Here is a 16,690-nt window from a genome sequence, read left to right on the forward strand (position 1 = left end):
GTTATGCCCTGCTGGGATATCACAGCCACAACTCGCAGGTGCCAATCTCTTCCCACAGAGGACGCCGGGAGTTCATCCACCTGCCCAGCGGATCCCAGGCATCCTCGCTCCCGCCATCGGCCGGCTGTGGATTGCAGCCCCCCGGCCGCTGGCGGGGGCTCCCGCCCCCTCAGTGAGGAAGTGTCCCAGTGAAGAGCACAGCCCTGCGCACCGTCGCAGCCGGTTGCGTGCTGAGCCTGGCAGCCGCCGCCACCGCGGTCGTTGCCATGAAGATGCCCGCCGCCGACGCTCAACAAGCCCAACCGCCCGTCAACCCCAGGGAGGCGGCGGTCAAGACCGCCGACAAGCTGGTCCAAGGCCGGGTCGCCGAACTCAAGGCGAGCCCGAACGACCAGTTCGTCCGCCAGCAGGAGATCAGCACCCCGTGGGGCCTGCAGTACGTCAGCTACCAGCGGACGTACCAGGACCTGGCCGTGATCGGCGGCGACTTCGTCGTCACGACCGATGCCCAAGGCAACGCCAAGGGCCTGTCGGTGGCGCAGCACAGCGTCATCGACGTCGACCGGACGCCGGTGGTCAGCAAGGCCGCCGCGAAGAAGGCGGCGCTGAAGTCGATCGACCAGGGCAAGCCGGCACCCGGCGAGCCCACCCTGGTCGTGTACGCCGGCGCCAAGAAGCCGGTGCTCGCCTGGGAGGCGATCGTCGAGGGCCGCCACGACGGCGAGCTCAGCCGGCAGAAGGTGTACGTCGACGCGCGCACCGGGAAGGTGGTGCACTCGATCGAGCAGACCGCCTCCGGTACCGGCACCGGAATCTGGAACGGGTCGAACCTGACCATCGGCACCACCAAGTCGGGTACGACGTACTCGATGACCGACCCGGCCCGTCCCAGCCTGCGCTGTGGCGACCAGTCGACCGGCAGCACCTTCTCCGGCTCCGACGACGTGTGGGGCAGCACGTCGAAGACCGACAAGGAAGCCGGCTGCACCGACGTCATGTACACCGCCGCCGGCGAGTGGGACATGCTGAAGAACTGGTACGGGCGCAACGGGCTCGACGGCCAGGGCAAGTGGGCCGACGCGCTCGTCGGTCTCGGCGACGTCAACGCCTACTGGGGTTCGCAGTACAACTCCGACGGTGTCGTCTTCGGCTACAACAACGCACGCAACTGGATCACCGCGACCGATGTGGTGGCGCACGAGTACGGCCACGGTCTGGACGCGTACACGCCGGGCGGCATCTCCGGCCACCCGTCACAGGAAGCGGTCGCCGACATCTGGGGGGCGTTGACCGAGTCCTACCTGAACAACCCGAACGACAAGCCGGACTACGAGGTCGGCGAGACGATCAACCTGACCGGCTCCGGCCCGATCCGGTACATGTACCAGCCGTCGAAGGTCTCCGGTCACCCGGACTGCAACTCCAGCAGCCTGCCGTCCTCGGTGCACGCCGCGGCCGGCCCGATGAACCACTGGTTCTACCTGCTTGCCGAGGGCACCAACCCGACCAACGGCCAGCCGACCAGCCCGACGTGTAACAACACGACGCTGACCGGTATCGGCATCAAGGAAGCCGGCAAGCTGTTCTACAACGCGATGCTGAGCAAGACCTCCGGGATGTCCTACGGCAAGTGGCGTACGACGACGCTGACCGCCGCCAAGAACCTGGACAGCACCTGCGCCCTGCACGCCAAGGTGAAGGCGGCCTGGACCGCAGTCTCCGTCGCCGCTCAGTCGGGCGAGGCGACCTGCACCCAGACCGGTAACGACTTCACCCTGTCGGTCTCGCCGGCCAGCGGTTCGGCCAAGCCGGGTGAGGCCGTGTCGGCCACCGTCAACACTGTGATCGGCAGCGGTTCGGCCCAGACGGTCCAGCTCACCGCGACCGGTCTGCCCAGCGGCGCGACGGCGACGTTCGACCCGAGCTCGATCCAGTCGGGTAATGCGTCGACGCTCCGGATCAGCACGACGTCCAGCACCGCCACCGGCACGTACAACGTGACCATCACCGGTGACGGCACGGACGTCGACAAGACCGCCACTTACCGGCTCACTGTCGGCGGTACCACCCCGCCCGCCGGCGTACCGGACATCGATGTGGAGAAGGTCAAGGCCCACCTGGCCGCACTGCAGCAGGTGGCCGACAACAACGGCGGCAACCGCCGGGCCGGCAGCGCGGGCTACACCGCGTCGGTCAGCTACGTGGAGCAGAAACTGCGCGACGCCGGCTACACGGTCGTCAAGCAGCGCTGCACCAACTGCCAGTACCCGTCGGACAACCTGATCGCGGACTTCCCGGGTGGTGACACCAACCAGGTGATCATGCTCGGGGCGCACCTCGACAGCGTCAGCGCCGGTCCGGGCAGCAACGACAACGGTTCGGGCTCGGCCACCATCCTGGAGGTCGCACTCCGGCTCGCCCAGGAGAACCCGACGCTGGCCAAGCACGTCCGCTTCGGCTGGTGGACCGACGAGGAGCAGGGCCTGAACGGCTCCAAGTTCTACGTCAACCAGCTGCCCTCGGCGGACCGGTCGAAGATCAAGGCGTACTTCAACTTCGACATGGTCGGCTCCACCAACGCCGGGTACTTCGTCAACAACATCACCACCGACACCGGCAAGGTGCTGAAGGCCTTCTACGACGGCCTGAACCTGCAGCCGGAGGAGAACACCGAGGGCGCCGGTCGCTCCGACGACGCCTCCTTCAAGAACGCAGGCATCCCCACCAGCGGTGTCGCCGCCGGTGCGAGTGCCCGCAAGACGACCGCACAGGCGCAGAAGTGGGGCGGCACGGCCAACTCGGCGTACGACCCCTGCTACCACGCGGCCTGTGACAAGTACCCGGCGAACATCTCCGCCACGGTGCTCGACCGGAGCGCGGACGCCGCGGCGTACGGGCTGTGGAAGCTGGCGGTCGGCGATGCCCCGCCGACCGGCAGCGACTTCTCGGTCTCGCTGAGCCCCACCTCGGGCAGCGTCGCCCCGGGCAGCTCGGTGCAGTCGACGGTCGGTACGACGACCACCAGCGGTGACGCGCAGTCCGTCCAGCTGTCGGCGAGCGGGCTGCCGGCTGGGGCGACCGCGAGCTTCTCACCGTCGACGGTGCAGTCGGGCAGCTCCTCCACGCTCACCCTGGCGACCACGGCCTCGACTCCGGCCGGGACCTACCAGGTGATCGTGAAGGGAACGGGTGCGGTCAGCCACGAAGCGACGTTCAGCCTGACGGTGACGGGGTCCTCGACGGGCACCGTGACCGTGCAGAACCCGGGTGCGCAGTACGGGTTCGTGGGCTTCTCGTCCTTCCCGCTGCAGATCCGCGCCACCTCGAGCGCCGGCAAACCGATCACCTTCCGGGCGACGGGCCTCCCTGCAGGCTTGTCGATCAGCGCGGCCGGAGTGGTGTCGGGGACGCCGACGACCCGTGGCAACTACACGGCGACAGTGACTGGAACCGACAGTGGCGGGGCGACAGGTAGCGCCACTTTCGCGTACACGATCTGGTAGTAGTCACGCAGTGAGCGCCCCGGACCGTCCACCAGGCGGCCCGGGGCGCTCTGCGTTCGGCAGGCTTCAGCCGCGGGTGACCTCGATCTGGAACTCGTGCACCCATTTCGACTCGTCGTCGGGGTCGAACGCCAGGCACACCTCACGGGCGTACCCGACGCTGCGGTAGCCGCCGTCGTCGATCCACCGGGCGAGTAGTTGCATGCTCTGGTCGGCCTCGCCCATCGATCCTTGGTGGACGATCGTGGCCGCGGTCGGCAGGGCCGGCAGGTCGACGACCTGGAAGTCGTCGGCGGTCGGCTGGTCCGGGCTGACGGTCACGGCGGCGTGGACGATGACTGTCTCGCCGTCGCTCTGTTCGTAGTACGCGACCGGTGGTCCGGCCGGCTGTACTCCGGCGGCGCCGAGCCGCTCCCAGATCTGCCCGTACAGCGGCTGGATGACCGGCGTGATGTCGACGCCCTCGTAGCTGGCCGCGACGGCGGACAGCTCGGCCACCCGGATCGCCGGAATCTCCTTCAGGACAACGTCGTCGGTGGACATGAACCCCTCCTTCTCGATGATCCGGAGCCTCGCTTCGACGGCGTCGAGCCGGAGCGCGTCGGCCGACAACCGGGCCTCCAGCTGGGCGCGCCGCAGCCGCAGCATGCCGCGCAGTTCGTCCGGCCCGACCTTCGCGTCGACGATCGCGCCGACCTGTTCGAGGGTGAAGCCGAGATCCTTGAGCGCGACGATCCGGTTCAGCCGCCTGAGCTGGTCGGCGGTGTAGTACCGGTAGCTCGTGGTGGGGTCGACACCGGCCGGGCGCAGCAGGCCGATCGCGTCGTAGTGCCGCAGCATCCGCGCCGACACCCGGCCGAAGGCGGCGAAGTCTCCGATGGTGAACATGGCTCAACGATGAGGGTTGTCACGGTGTCAAGGTCAAGACGACCTTGCCCAGGGTTTCGCGATTCTCGAGCGCGCGATGCGCGTCGGCGGCCTTGGCCAGCGGGTACTTCGTCAGCAGGGGAGCCCACTGGCCTTCGATCGACTCCTGCAGCGCGGCGGTCTCCAGCGCCCGCAGCCGTCGCAGCAGCTTCGGCCCGATCGCCCAGGTGGCGCTGAGGCCGCGCGCCATCAGGTCCTGGGTGGTCAGCTGGATCGGACCACCGCCGGACCAGCCGAACATGAAGAGCCGGCCGCCGATCCCGAGCAACTCGAAGGCCGCCTGACCGCTCTCCCCACCGACACCATCCAGTACTACGGTCAGCTCCCGCCCGTCGAGCCGCTCCTTGACCTGCTCGGGCCAATCCGCCGCCGTGTAGTCGATCGCCAGCTGCGCGCCGAGTTCGCGCACTCGCTCCACCTTCTCTGATCCACCGGCGAGGCCGACCACATGAGCACCGACGTTCCGAGCTGCTTGGACGAAGAGGCTGCCCATCCCACCAGCCGCCGCCGTGATCAGTACGACGTCATCTGCGCGCAGCGCTGCCTGCTCCAAGATGCCTGCGGCCGTCCGCCCGGTTCCGATGGAGGCGACGGCCGTGGCGGCGTCCAGGTGATCGGGGATCTCGTGCAGCGACTCGACCTTGGCCACCGCCAGTTCGGCGTACCCGCCTGGTACCGGTCCGAGGTGGACGACGACCCGCTTGCCGACCCACGACTCGTCGACGCCCGTCCCGACGGCGTCGACCCGGCCCGCGACCTCGCGCCCGGGAATCGTCGGCAGCTCCGGCGGCGCGACCGGCCCGCCGCCGGCCGTGCCCGCCCGCAACGCCGTGTCCATCAGGTGCACGCCGGCCGCCTCGACCTTGATCCGCACCTGCCCTGCTCCAGCAACCGGATCCGGCACTTCCTCGTAGCCCAGATTCTCGGCGGGGCCGAACTCGTGCAGCCGTACTGCGTACATCAGCTCTCCTCACTGCGGCGTTGGTGAGCCGAAGCTATGACCTCAACAGGAGTTGAGGTCAAGGCCTCTCGTAGGGTGGAGCCCATGCCGACCCGACTCAGCGAGCGCCGGCCCGAGGTGAGCCCGGACCGGCTGCTGTCCGAGTGCGTGCCACCGCCGCGCTTCGCCGACGTCCGCTTCGACACCTACCGCCCGAACCCGGCCGAGCCGAGTCAGTCCGAGGCCCTGGCCGTACTCCGGCAGCGCGGGCTGGCGCTCGCGGAACCGCGCAGGGAGCGCTCTCTGTGGGCCCGGCTGCGCGGGGCGAAAGCGCTCTCTGACGCGAAACCCGGCTTCTACCTCGACGGCGGCTTCGGGGTCGGCAAGACGCACCTGCTCGCCTCGCTGTGGCATGAGTCGGCCGGACCGAAGATGTACTGCACGTTCGTGGAGCTGACGAACCTGGTCGGTGCCCTGGGCATGCGTTCGGCGGTCGAGGCGCTGTCGGCGTACCGGCTGATCTGCATCGACGAGTTCGAGCTGGACGATCCCGGTGACACGGTGCTGATCTCGCGGCTGCTCGGGCAGCTGGTCGAGGCGGGGGTCGAGCTCGCGGCGACCTCGAACACGCTGCCCGACAAGCTCGGTGAGGGGCGCTTCCAGGCGCTCGACTTCCTGCGGGAGATCCAGGGGCTGGCGGCGCACTTCGACGTACGGCGGATCGACGGGCCCGACTATCGCCATCGCGGGCTGCCTGTTGCGCCGGAGCCTTGGACGGACGCGAGGGTGGAGCAGGTCGCCGCGGAGCGACCCGGGGCATCGTGCGATCACTTCGTCGACCTGTATCGCCAGCTGGCCGAGCTGCACCCCAGCAAGTACGGCGCGCTGCTCGACGGCGTGACGACGGTGGGGATCACCGACATCCGCGAACTCTCCGACGAGAACGTGGCGCTCCGGCTGGTGGTGCTCGCGGACCGGATGTACGACCGCGACATCCCGCTGATCGCCGGGGGAGTGCCGCTCGACCGGATGTTCACGCCGGAGATGCTCAAGGGCGGCTACCGGAAGAAGTACCTGCGAGCGCTCTCTCGGTTGATCGCGCTCGCGCACGTGGGGATGGATCAGCCGGTTTGAGTGGTCCTACTCAGGCCGAGCGGTCCGCTGCCGTGGTTCCCTGAGGTCATGACTCAAGAGCATCGAGCAGTCCCGGGCCAGGTCGTCGGAGCCCTTGCCCTGTTGGTGGTGGGGCTCGCGCTGCTCGGCGCCGGTGGGTTCGTGCAGTTCGACGACGCGACGGGGTTCGGCAGCGATCAGTGGAACTTGGCGCTGGGTGGTCTCGCGGCTGTCGTGACGGTGGCTGCCATCGGCGTCGCATGGGCGAATGCCACTGCACGGTTGTGGCTGGGCGTGGTGCTCGGGGTGCTCGACGTGTTGCTGATCTGGCAGACGGTCGCCAACGACGGCTTCCGGTTCGTCTGGCACAGCGACGATGCCGGATTGTTCCTGTTCGAGGTGGTGCTCGGGCTGATCGCTCTCGTCTTGATCGCGACCGGACTGCAGCCTTCGGGCCGGCTCGTCGGTGGCCCGAAGGTCGGCGCGGGCCGGTGGCTGGTCCGGGTGGCGGCGTACCTGTGCGGTACCGCGGTACTGACCTATTTCGCCTTCTTCGCCGGGATCGACCACTACGACAGTCAGCACGACTGCCTCAACTACGACTGCGATCTGGGCGGACTCGAGGGCATGGTGTGGAGCATGGTCGCGATCGGGCTCTGCGCGCTGATCGCGGTCACCGTCGAGGTCACCCTGTGGATCCGTCGCCGCCGGATGATCGGCACGTCCGCCTGAGCCGATCTCGGCCGTCCATGAGGCAGGATGTGCCAATGGCGAAGAACAAGGCTCCGAAGCCGGACGAGGTGGCAGGCGGCAGGTTGCTGGACCAGTTGCGAGTACCGCAGGGTCCGGTCGATCTGAGCAAGTGGGACACCCGGGCGACCACCGGGTTCCTCGGGACCAAGGACGAGGGCAAGCTCGCGCTCGACGCGATCGGCCCCGAGGTCTCCGACTGGCAGGAGCGGTTGTTCGCCGAAGGACGCAAGGGCGGCGAGCGCAGCGTGCTGCTCGTCCTGCAGGGCATGGACACCTCGGGCAAGGGTGGCGTGATCCGGCACGGCGCCGGACTGATGGACCCGCAGGGTTTGCGGATCACCTCCTTCAAGGCGCCGACGCCGGCCGAGAAGCGCCGCGGATTCCTCTGGCGGATCCGCCAGGCGCTGCCCGCGCCGGGAATCATCGGCGTCTTCGACCGCTCGCACTACGAGGACGTGCTGATCGCGCGAGTCCGCAACCTGGTCGCGCCGCCGGTCTGGAACCGCCGCTACGAGCAGATCAACGAGTTCGAGGCCGAGCTGGCCGCGAACGGCGTGACGGTGCTCAAGTGCTTCCTGCACATCTCCGCCGACGAGCAGAAGGTCCGGCTCGAGGAGCGCCTCGAGAACCCGACGAAGTACTGGAAGTACAACCCCGGCGACGTCGACGAGCGTCAACTCTGGCCCGACTACGCCGAGGCCTACCAGGCCGCCCTCGAGAACTGCAACAACGCCGAGACCCCGTGGTACGTGATCCCCAGCGACCGCAAGTGGTACCGCAACTGGGCCGTCACCACCCTGCTGCTCGAAACCCTGAAGGACCTCGACCCCCAATGGCCCGCCGCCGACTTCGACGTGGACGTCGAAAAGGCCCGCCTGGCCGCCACCTGAGCCTGGTTCCGGACGACCACGCACACAGAACCCAGGCGTCGACCACCCTCGCCCGTCGTAGCCACCGGCTAAGCGAATGGTTCTGCGTGCGTGGGGTGGCTGTGGACAACTCGCGGCGCGGAGACGGCAGGACGCGCAGACTTGGCCGATGGCCGATGTCGTCGAGATCCTGCAGCGGGCCGGCGGTAGCGCGCGGTACGCCGAACTGGCGGCGCTGACGTCGGCGCGATCGATCCGCAACGCGCTGCAGACAGACGAGATCCGTCGCGTGGCGAAGGGTGTCTACGCGCTGCCTGCCGAGTCATCGGACTCGACGGTGGCGATGGCGAATGGCGGCATCCTCGCCCGGCAGAGCGCGGCGCTGCATCACGGACTGGAAGTGGTGACGAAACCGCTCGTCCCCCACGTACTGATCAGTCGCACCCAGCGCAGGCGCGAGACCGACCTGAAATGCGTCCTGCATCGCACCAGTGGACCGCTGCCGGGCCACGTCACGACCCCCCTCCAAACCGTCCTCGACTGCGCGCGACATCTGCCGTTCGGTGAGGCTTTGGCCGTCGCCGACTCGGCCCTTCGGCTGCGGAAGGTGGAGCCGTCCGAGTTGCTCGGCTTGGCGGTCTTTGGCTGGCTGCTCTTGCGCTACTCGTGGGAGGACGTGATCCTCGACGACCACTGGGTCGGTACGTCGCTCGTGGCGGCGGTGCGCCGGGCCGGGCAAGCCACCTCTCACCTCGCCGCCTGAGTGGGCCCGGACCGCCACGCACGCATAACCTCCGGGCCCACCCGCGACGCGCCGAGGTAGGCGCTTGCCGGGCGAGTTCGGTGTGCGTGGCGGTCAGGACAGGTCAGACAGGTCAGGCGGTGCGGACCAGCTCCGGGCGGAGCAGGACCGGGCGGGGGGCCGGGGCCAGGGTGAGGAGGTCGAGGCCGGCTACGCCGTAGCGGAGCAGGACCAGGCGGGCTACCTCCGCGCTCACGCCGAGGGGGCGGGAGACGGCGACGGCGCCGGCCTTGCGGGCGGTTGATTCGGCGCGGTCCGGCAGGACGCCGGGGGCCAGGAAGAACGAGCCGACCGCGACGTGACGCCGGCCTTCGAGTCGCCACTGGAGTACGGCCTCGGCCGGGCTCGGGGTGGCGGCGGTGGTGAAGGCGGCGGTGACCGGCAGCTTGTGGCGCTGGCCCCAGAGCCGGGCGAGACGGGTGATGGCCGCGTTCGCCTGGGCGTCGCTCGAGCCGGCGCAGGCCAGCACGAGGGCGTCGAGCTCGCGAACTCGGCCGTCCTTGAGTTCGGCGCGCATCCGGCGGTCGAGGACGTCGAGCAGCGAGTCGTCGTAGCCGAGTACGTCGGAGACGATGATCCGCAGGTCCGGGAACCGGCTGCGGGCCTCGTCGAGGACGGCCGGGATGTCGACGCGGGCATGGAACGCCGTGGACAGCAGCAGCGGCAGGATCACGACCTCCTCGACGCCCTCGGCGGCGAGTTTGCCGAGCACCTGGTACGGCGTCGGCGGGCAGTGGTCGAGGAAGGAGGCTTCGATCCGCAGGTCGTCACGCATCTCGCGCAGGCAGCTGACCAGCGAGTGGACGGTGGCGGCCGATCGCGGATCGCGGCTGCCATGGGCGAGGACTACGAGCGCAGGTGCGGTCACAGCAGTTCCCCTTCTTCGTCGTCGATCATCCCTGCCGCCAGCGTCCACCCGTCGTGGGCGTCGATCAGCAGGAACGATCCGGTGATGTTGTTGCTGGAGTACGGGTCAGCGGCGAGTGGTGCGGCGATCTTGAGCTGCACCTTGCCGATGTCGTTCAGTGCGAGCCCGGTGGCGTCGATGACTCCGAGCGTGTCCAGGTCGAGGGCGCCGTTGATCTTGGTGACGATCGCCTGGGCGGTGGTGGTGGTGTGCTTGATCAGCAGCCGGGCGCCCACGGTCAGCGGGCGGTCCGACAGCCAGCACACGGTGGCTGACAGCTCCCGGCGGGTGCCGGGAGAGGAATCGGCGGAGACGATGACCGAGCCGCGGGCGACGTCGAGGTCGTCGGCGAGCCGGACGGTGATGGCTTCACCGGCGACCGCGGAGGGCCGCTCGGCGACCGCGGTACTGGTGGCGCTGATCACCGCGCGGTCGATCCCGGAGACCGAGGTACGGCGTCCGGCGGGCAGCACGATCACCTGGTCGCCGACCGAGACGGTGCCGGAGGCAACTGTTCCGGTGTAGCCGCGGTAGTCGCGGTACTGGTCGTCGGACTGCGGGCGGATCACGTACTGGACCGGGAACCGGAGCGGCTGGGCGGAGATGTCGTCGCGGCCGGTCGCGTTCTCGAGGTAGTCGAGCAGCGTCGGGCCGTCGTACCAGGCGGTGGCGGGAGAGCGCTCCACGATGTTGTCGCCGACGAGCGCGGAGACCGGGATCGCCTGTACGTCGCTGATCTTGAGCTGATCGGCCAGTTGGGAGACGTCCTTGGCGATGCCCTTGAAGACGGCCTCGTCGTAGCCGACCAGGTCGATCTTGTTCACCGCGAGGACGACGTGGGGCACCCGGAGCAGGCCGGCCACGGCGAGGTGCCGCCGGGTCTGCTCCAGTACTCCGTGCCGCGCGTCGACCAGGATGATCACCACGTCGGCGGTCGAGGCGCCGGTGACCGTGTTCCGGGTGTACTGCACGTGCCCGGGGCAGTCGGCCAGGATGAACGAGCGCTTGTCGGTCGCGAAGTACCGGTAGGCGACGTCGATCGTGATGCCCTGTTCGCGTTCGGCGCGCAGGCCGTCGGTGAGCAGCGCGAAGTCGAAGTCGCCGGTGCCGCGGCTGGACGAGACGTGCTGCACGTGCGCGATCTGGTCGGCGAGGATCGCCTTGCAGTCGTGCAGCAGCCGCCCGACCAGGGTGGACTTGCCATCGTCGACCGAGCCGGCGGTCGCGAGCCGCAGCAGTTGCCGCTGGATCGGGGCGCTCATCAGAAGTACCCCTCTCGTTTGCGGTCTTCCATCGCGGCCTCGCTGGCCCGGTCGTCGGCGCGGGTCGCGCCGCGTTCGGTGATCTCGCTCGCGGCGACCTCGATCACGACCTCCGCGGGGGAGGAGGCGGTCGAGGCGACCGCGCCGGTGCAGGACATGTCGCCGACGGTCCGGTACCGGACCACCCGCTTGCTGACCCCTTCGCCGGCCCGCGGCTGAGAGTAGGGGCCGACGGCAAGCAACATGCCGTCGCGCTCGAACACGTCCCGCTCGTGGGCGTAGTAGATGCTCGGCAGCGGGATCTGCTCGCGCTCGATGTAGTTCCAGATGTCCAGCTCGGTCCAGTTCGACAGCGGGAACACCCGGACGTGCTCGCCCGGCTTGTGCTTGCCGTTGTAGAGCGACCACAGCTCGGGCCGCTGGTTGCGCGGGTCCCACTGGCCGAACTCGTCGCGCAGGCTGTAGATCCGCTCCTTGGCCCGGGCCCGCTCCTCGTCCCGGCGGCCGCCGCCGAAGACCGCGTCGAACCGGTGCCCGTTGATTGCATCGAGCAACGGAATGGTCTGCAGCTGGTTGCGGGTGCCGTCAGAGCGCTCTCTGAGCCGCCCGTCGGTCAGGTAGTCCTCCACGCGAGCGACCTCGAGCCGCAGCCCCAGGGTGGCGACGGTCGCGTCGCGGTAGTCCAGTACCTCGGTGAAGTTGTGTCCGGTGTCGACGTGCAGCAGCGTGAACGGCACCGGCGCCGGCGCGAACGCCTTGCGGGCCAGGTGCAGCATCACGATCGAGTCCTTGCCGCTGGAGAACAGGATCACCGGCCGCTCGAACTCCGCCGCCACCTCACGGAAGATGAAGATCGACTCGCTCTCCAGCGCGTCCAGCTCGGTTGCCACCGGAGCGCTCAGCACGGCGGTCACGTGTGCAACCCGCATTCGATCTTGCCCTGGCCCGACCAGCGGCCACTGCGCGGATCCTCGCCCGGCGCGACCTGCTTGGTGCACGGCTGGCAGCCGATCGACGGGTAGCCGTCGTACTGCAGCAGGTTGACCAGCACGCCGTTGTCGGTGATGTACCCGTCCAGGTCCTCCTGGGTCCAGGGGGCGATCGGGTTGAGCTTGACCATGTCGCGCTTCTCGTCGTACTCGACGATCTGGGTGTTGGCGCGGGTCGGCGCCTCTTCCCGGCGCACGCCGGTGACCCAGGCCTTGTAGCCGGAGAGCACCCGGTTCAGCGGCTCGACCTTGCGCAGCGCGCAGCACTTGTCGGGCTCGCGGGCGAACAGGTCCTTGCCGTACTCCGCGTCCTGCTCGGCGACGGTCTGCTTCGGGGTGGCGTTGATCAGGTGGATGGGCAGGGTCGCGGCGACCGCGTCCCGGGTACCGATCGTCTCGGCGAAGTGGTATCCGGTGTCGAGGAACAGTACGTCGACGCCAGGCGCCGCCTCGGCCGCCAGATGGGGGAGTGCTCCGTCAGCCATCGACGCCGTCACGACCAGCTCGTCACCGAAGGTCTCCCGCGCCCACGCCAGCACCTCCAGCGCCGAGGCGTCGGCCAGTCGTTCGTTGGCCTCCTCGGCCAGCTCCTTCAAGGCGTTCATTCGACGCTCACCCGCAGTCCGATCATCTTCAGCTGAAAGACCCGTGCACACGGCCGGCACTCCCACGCGCCATGGCCTTCTTCGGAAGGACGCAAGTCCTCATCACCGCAGTACGGGCAGTACAAAGGCGCAGCGCGCTCGCTCATTGCAAAGCTCCTTCCTCGGCACGGACGACCCACTGGGCGAAACGCTCGCCCTCGGACCGCTCTTTCAGGTAGTTCTGGGTGACCCGCTCGACGTAGTCGGTGAGACCGGCCGAGGTGACCTTGTGGCCGCGCAGCTTGCGGCCGAAGCCGGCGTCGAGGCCGAGACCGCCACCGAGGTGCACCTGGTACCCCGGCACCTGGTTGCCGTCGGCATCGAGTACCAGCTGGCCCTTGAGGCCGATGTCGGCGACCTGGATCCGGGCGCAGGAGTTCGGGCAGCCGTTCACGTTCACCGTGATCGGGGTGTCCAGGTCGGGGATCCGCTCCTCGAGGTCGTTGATCAGCTCGGCGGCGCGGGCCTTGGTCTCGACGATCGCCAGCTTGCAGAACTCGATCCCGGTGCAGGCCATCGTGTTGCGCCGCCAGGCCGACGGCCGGGCCTGGTAGCCGAGGTCGGCCAGCGCGCTGACCAGCGACTCGACCTTCGACTCCTCGACGTCCAGCACGATGAACTTCTGCTGCGCGGTGGTCCGGATCCGGTCCGAGCCGTGCGCGGCGACGACGTCGGCGACCTTGGCCAGCGAGCTGCCGGAGACCCGGCCGACGACGGGCGCGACGCCCACGTAGTACCGGCCGTCCTTCTGCTTGTGCACGCCGACGTGATCACCCTGTACCGCGGGGATCTCGGGCGCGGGTCCGTCGATCAGTTTGTAGCCGAGGTACTTGTCGCTCTCCAGGATCTCGCGGAACTTCTCCATCCCCCAGTCGGCCACCAGGTACTTCAACCGGGCCCGGGTCCGCAGCCGGCGGTAGCCGTAGTCGCGGAAGATGCCGATCACGCCCTTCCAGGCCAGGTGCACCTCGTCCAGCGGGATCCACGCCCCGACGCGCTGAGCGAGCATCGGGTTGGTGGACAGGCCGCCGCCGACCCACAGGTCGAAGCCCGGGCCGTGCTCGGGGTGCACGACGCCGACGAAGCTGATGTCGTTCACCTCCGGCACCACGTCGTGCGACGGGTGGCCGGTCATCGCGGTCTTGAACTTGCGCGGCAGGTTGGAGAACTCGGTGGTGCCGATGTACCGCGAGACGATGTCGTCGATGGCCGGCGTCGGGTCGATGATCTCGTCCGCGGCGATGCCGGCCACCGGGCTGGAGATGATGACGCGCGGTACGTCGCCGCAGGCCTCGGTGGTGTAGAGGCCGACCGCCTCGAGCTTCTGCCAGATCGCCGGGATGTCCTCGACCCGGATCCAGTGCAGCTGGATGTTCTGCCGGTCGGTGATGTCGGCGGTGTCGCGGGCGTAGGTGCTGGACACCTCCGCGATCACCCGGAGCTGTTCGGCGCTGAGCTGGCCGCCCTCGATCCGGACCCGCAGCATGAAGTACTTGTCGTCAAGCTCCTCGGGCTCCAGGGTGGCCGTCTTGCCGCCGTCGATCCCGGGCTTGCGCTGGGTGTAGAGACCCCACCAGCGGAACCGGCCGCGCAGGTCGGCCGGGTCGATCGAGTCGAACCCGCCGTGGGCATAGATGTTCTCGATCCGGGCCCGGACGTTCAGGCCGTCGTCGTTCTTCTTGTTCTCTTCGTTCTTGTTCAGCGGCTCGCGGTAGCCGAGCGCCCATTGGCCCTCGCCCTTCCCCTTGCGGGGACGGGGAGTTTTTCGCGGTACTGAAGAGACGCCAGTCATCCGGAACGGTGTCCTTGTCCTAGAGACAGGTGCGTCCGCGTGAGGCTAGCTCGAAGCGTCGTCGATTCGATCTGGTCTGCGCGGTGCGCACCCAGCAGATGTTTCGAGCGGGGTGGCTGTCAGAGCATCGAAGGACGACAGATGGCGCTGCGCATACGACCGAGGTCGACGTGAATCCGACCTACCAGGTGAGTCGAGCGGGCAGCGAGCATGGTGTCAATGCTCAGCGCGATCGCTCCGTAAATCAACTCCCATTCCTGCATGATGAGATGCGATCTCAGCATGTGGTTATGTCAACCAGTCTGCTGCTGATTGATTCAAGCGTGAAAGGTAACCAGCAAGAATTCTTGTGCAAGAGTTCTTGTGGAAGATAGTCTCACCGTCATGAGCCCTGCGAACCGCCGGACCGCCGACACCTCGGTGATCGCCGCGATCCATCACCCGCTCCGCCGCCGGCTGATCGATCTGATCGGCGTCGAGGGTCCGTCGACGGCGTCGAGGCTGGCCGAGGCGACCGGCGAGCTGGTCGGAAACATCAGTCACCACCTGAAGGTGCTGGCCGCGGCCGGGGTGATCGTGGAGGCGCCCGAGCTGGCGAGGAACCGGCGCGAGCGGTGGTGGCGCAGCGCGCACGCGTCGTACTCATGGTCCGTCGCGGACGCCGGTGGCGACCCGGCTGCGGAGCTGGTCGCGACCTCCGCCGAGGAGGCGAATCTGGCTCACCACGCGTCGAAGGTGCGGGGCTGGTTCGAGGATCGGGCGGAGTACGACGAGGCCTGGTTGCGGGCGGCGTTCTCGACCGAGAGTTGGGTCACAATCACCCCTGATCGGCTCGCCGAGTTGTCCGGCCGGATCCAGGACCTGATCCAGGAGTACTACGAGAACCCCAGCGAGGACGAGGATGCCGAGCGCGTCTTCGTCTTCGCTCACGGCGTCCCGGCGAAGCCGTGAGTACCGCGGTGGAGGTCTTCCCGCCGCTGCGCCGGGATCGCCGGGTCCAGGGCTGGATCTTCTCCTCGGCCCTGTCCGAGGTCGGCGACGTCGCCTGGTACGTCGGCCTGGCATGGAGCGCGGCTCAGGTCACTTCACCCGCCGGCGCCGGTCTGGTGATGGGCGTCGGGGCGCTCCCGCGAGCCCTCATGCTCCTGTACGGCGGCGCGCTGGCCGATCGCCTCGACGCCCGGCGAACGATGATCCTCGCCAACCTCGGACGGATCGTCGTACTGGCTTCGGCGGCCGTGGTCACCGCCCTGCAAGGAGTCTCGCTCGCACTGCTGCTCGTGGTCGCCGTCCTGTTCGGGGCGTCGGACGCGATCTACTCGCCGGCTGCCGGGACGATGCCTCGGCGGATGGTGCGGCCCGAGGATCTGGTCAGCCTCGCGGCGTCGAAGCAGTTGGCGAGCCGCCTGGCGGTCTTCGTCGGCGCTCCGCTGGGCGGCTTCCTGGTCGCGCACGGTGGGATCGCGTCGGTGATGGTGGTGAACGCTGTCTCCTTCGCGGTGATCGCGCTCGCGTTGGCGTTCGTCGTACGGCCTCGGGTGCCGCAGGTCGCCTCGGCCGGCACGTCGGTCCGCGCGGATCTGCGCGACGGGTTCGGGTATCTGCGGCGCGATCTGAAGGCCCGGACGCTGGTGATCGCGTTCTTCGGGTTGAACCTGTGCGTCGGGCCGGTGCTCGCGGTCGGGTTGGTGCAGCGGACCTCCCAGGCAGGCTGGGGAGCGGGTGCGCTGGGGTTGTTCCAGGCGTGCTCGGGGATCTGCGCTGCGATCGGAGCTCTGCTGGCGATGCGGTGGCGGCCGGCGAACTCGGCTCGGGCGGGGATGCTCGTGCTGATCCTGCAGGCCGCGGGCTGCGCGGCGATCGGGCTGATGCCGCGAGCCGGTGTCTTCGTGGCGATGGGTGTCATCGGCTTCACCGCGGGGCTGGCGTCGGCGCAGTTGTCGGGCGCGTTCCAGCGGACAATCGATCCGGCGTACCTGGGGCGGGCGAGCAGCATCGTGAGCCTGTCGGACGAGGCGCTGATGCCGGTCGCGATGGTCGGCTTCGGCCTGCTGGTCAGCTTGGCGGGCATCGGAGTGGCCTGCGGGCTGCTGGGTGCGGGTTTCGGGCTTTTGATGGTGTACTCCGCCGCCCGGCTGCGCTAGCGTGTCCGCCAACCAATAGGAAGGTTTCCTAACGGTTGTCCTGAG

Annotated in this window: 14 protein-coding genes; 7 read left to right on the forward strand and 7 right to left on the reverse strand. The window is 68.7% G+C overall.

The window, feature by feature from the left end; all coding sequences use genetic code 11:
• Nucleotides 1–188 precede the first annotated feature (188 nt).
• Nucleotides 189–3,503, forward strand: a complete 3,315-nt coding sequence (locus AB0P21_RS00990; RefSeq protein ID WP_363692775.1) for a M20/M25/M40 family metallo-hydrolase — start codon at nucleotides 189–191, stop codon at nucleotides 3,501–3,503.
• 66 nt (nucleotides 3,504–3,569) lie between these two features.
• On the opposite strand, the gene AB0P21_RS00995 is transcribed toward AB0P21_RS00990, so the two are convergent.
• Together AB0P21_RS00995 and AB0P21_RS01000 are read right to left on the reverse strand one after the other, a co-directional pair.
• Nucleotides 3,570–4,391 (reverse strand): MerR family transcriptional regulator, encoded by an 822-nt coding sequence (locus AB0P21_RS00995; RefSeq protein ID WP_363692777.1) that lies wholly within the window; start codon nucleotides 4,389–4,391, stop codon nucleotides 3,570–3,572.
• Between the two features lie 19 nt (nucleotides 4,392–4,410).
• Nucleotides 4,411–5,391 (reverse strand): zinc-binding dehydrogenase, encoded by a 981-nt coding sequence (locus AB0P21_RS01000; RefSeq protein ID WP_363692779.1) that lies wholly within the window; start codon nucleotides 5,389–5,391, stop codon nucleotides 4,411–4,413.
• An 84-nt stretch (nucleotides 5,392–5,475) separates the two neighbouring features.
• Between AB0P21_RS01000 and zapE the strand changes: the two genes are divergently transcribed.
• From zapE to AB0P21_RS01020, 4 genes are all read left to right on the forward strand, one after another.
• A complete protein-coding gene (gene zapE, locus AB0P21_RS01005) occupies nucleotides 5,476–6,504 on the forward strand; it encodes a cell division protein ZapE (RefSeq protein ID WP_363692780.1) in 1,029 nt (342 codons plus the stop codon).
• A 48-nt stretch (nucleotides 6,505–6,552) separates the two neighbouring features.
• On the forward strand, nucleotides 6,553–7,215 hold the full coding sequence (locus tag AB0P21_RS01010; RefSeq protein ID WP_363692781.1) for a hypothetical protein: 663 nt from the start codon (nucleotides 6,553–6,555) through the stop codon (nucleotides 7,213–7,215).
• A gap of 35 nt (nucleotides 7,216–7,250) precedes the next feature.
• Nucleotides 7,251–8,126, forward strand: a complete 876-nt coding sequence (locus AB0P21_RS01015; RefSeq protein ID WP_363692783.1) for a PPK2 family polyphosphate kinase — start codon at nucleotides 7,251–7,253, stop codon at nucleotides 8,124–8,126.
• A gap of 148 nt (nucleotides 8,127–8,274) precedes the next feature.
• Complete coding sequence (locus tag AB0P21_RS01020) at nucleotides 8,275–8,868, forward strand: hypothetical protein (protein ID WP_363692784.1); 594 nt, start codon at nucleotides 8,275–8,277, stop codon at nucleotides 8,866–8,868.
• A gap of 112 nt (nucleotides 8,869–8,980) precedes the next feature.
• Here the strand turns inward: AB0P21_RS01020 and AB0P21_RS01025 are convergent, their stop codons facing one another.
• The 5 genes from AB0P21_RS01025 to AB0P21_RS01045 all read right to left on the reverse strand — a co-directional run bounded on the left by AB0P21_RS01025 (nucleotide 8,981) and on the right by AB0P21_RS01045 (nucleotide 14,501).
• Nucleotides 8,981–9,775 carry a sirohydrochlorin chelatase gene (locus AB0P21_RS01025; RefSeq protein ID WP_363692785.1) on the reverse strand — a complete coding sequence of 265 codons (795 nt, stop codon included), beginning with the start codon at nucleotides 9,773–9,775 and terminating at the stop codon, nucleotides 8,981–8,983.
• A complete protein-coding gene (locus AB0P21_RS01030; protein WP_363692787.1) occupies nucleotides 9,772–11,076 on the reverse strand; it encodes a GTP-binding protein in 1,305 nt (434 codons plus the stop codon). The genes AB0P21_RS01025 and AB0P21_RS01030 overlap by 4 nt, the downstream gene beginning before the upstream one ends.
• Nucleotides 11,076–11,990, reverse strand: coding sequence for a sulfate adenylyltransferase subunit CysD (cysD, locus tag AB0P21_RS01035; RefSeq protein WP_363692788.1), 915 nt, complete (start codon nucleotides 11,988–11,990; stop codon nucleotides 11,076–11,078). The genes AB0P21_RS01030 and cysD overlap by 1 nt, the downstream gene beginning before the upstream one ends.
• Nucleotides 11,987–12,670 carry a phosphoadenylyl-sulfate reductase gene (locus AB0P21_RS01040; protein ID WP_363692789.1) on the reverse strand — a complete coding sequence of 228 codons (684 nt, stop codon included), beginning with the start codon at nucleotides 12,668–12,670 and terminating at the stop codon, nucleotides 11,987–11,989. The genes cysD and AB0P21_RS01040 overlap by 4 nt, the downstream gene beginning before the upstream one ends.
• Nucleotides 12,671–12,812: 142 nt before the next feature.
• Nucleotides 12,813–14,501 (reverse strand): nitrite/sulfite reductase, encoded by a 1,689-nt coding sequence (locus AB0P21_RS01045; RefSeq protein WP_363692790.1) that lies wholly within the window; start codon nucleotides 14,499–14,501, stop codon nucleotides 12,813–12,815.
• A 384-nt stretch (nucleotides 14,502–14,885) separates the two neighbouring features.
• Between AB0P21_RS01045 and AB0P21_RS01050 the strand changes: the two genes are divergently transcribed.
• Together AB0P21_RS01050 and AB0P21_RS01055 are read left to right on the forward strand one after the other, a co-directional pair.
• Entirely contained in the window at nucleotides 14,886–15,452 is a 567-nt protein-coding gene (locus tag AB0P21_RS01050; RefSeq protein ID WP_363692791.1) for a helix-turn-helix domain-containing protein, read from the forward strand.
• Nucleotides 15,449–16,645: an MFS transporter gene (locus AB0P21_RS01055; protein ID WP_363692792.1), complete on the forward strand. Its 1,197-nt coding sequence runs from the start codon at nucleotides 15,449–15,451 to the stop codon at nucleotides 16,643–16,645. The genes AB0P21_RS01050 and AB0P21_RS01055 overlap by 4 nt, the downstream gene beginning before the upstream one ends.
• Nucleotides 16,646–16,690 lie beyond the last annotated feature (45 nt).

It is taken from the genome of Kribbella sp. NPDC056861, from assembly GCF_040687575.1.
Classification (GTDB): domain Bacteria; phylum Actinomycetota; class Actinomycetes; order Propionibacteriales; family Kribbellaceae; genus Kribbella.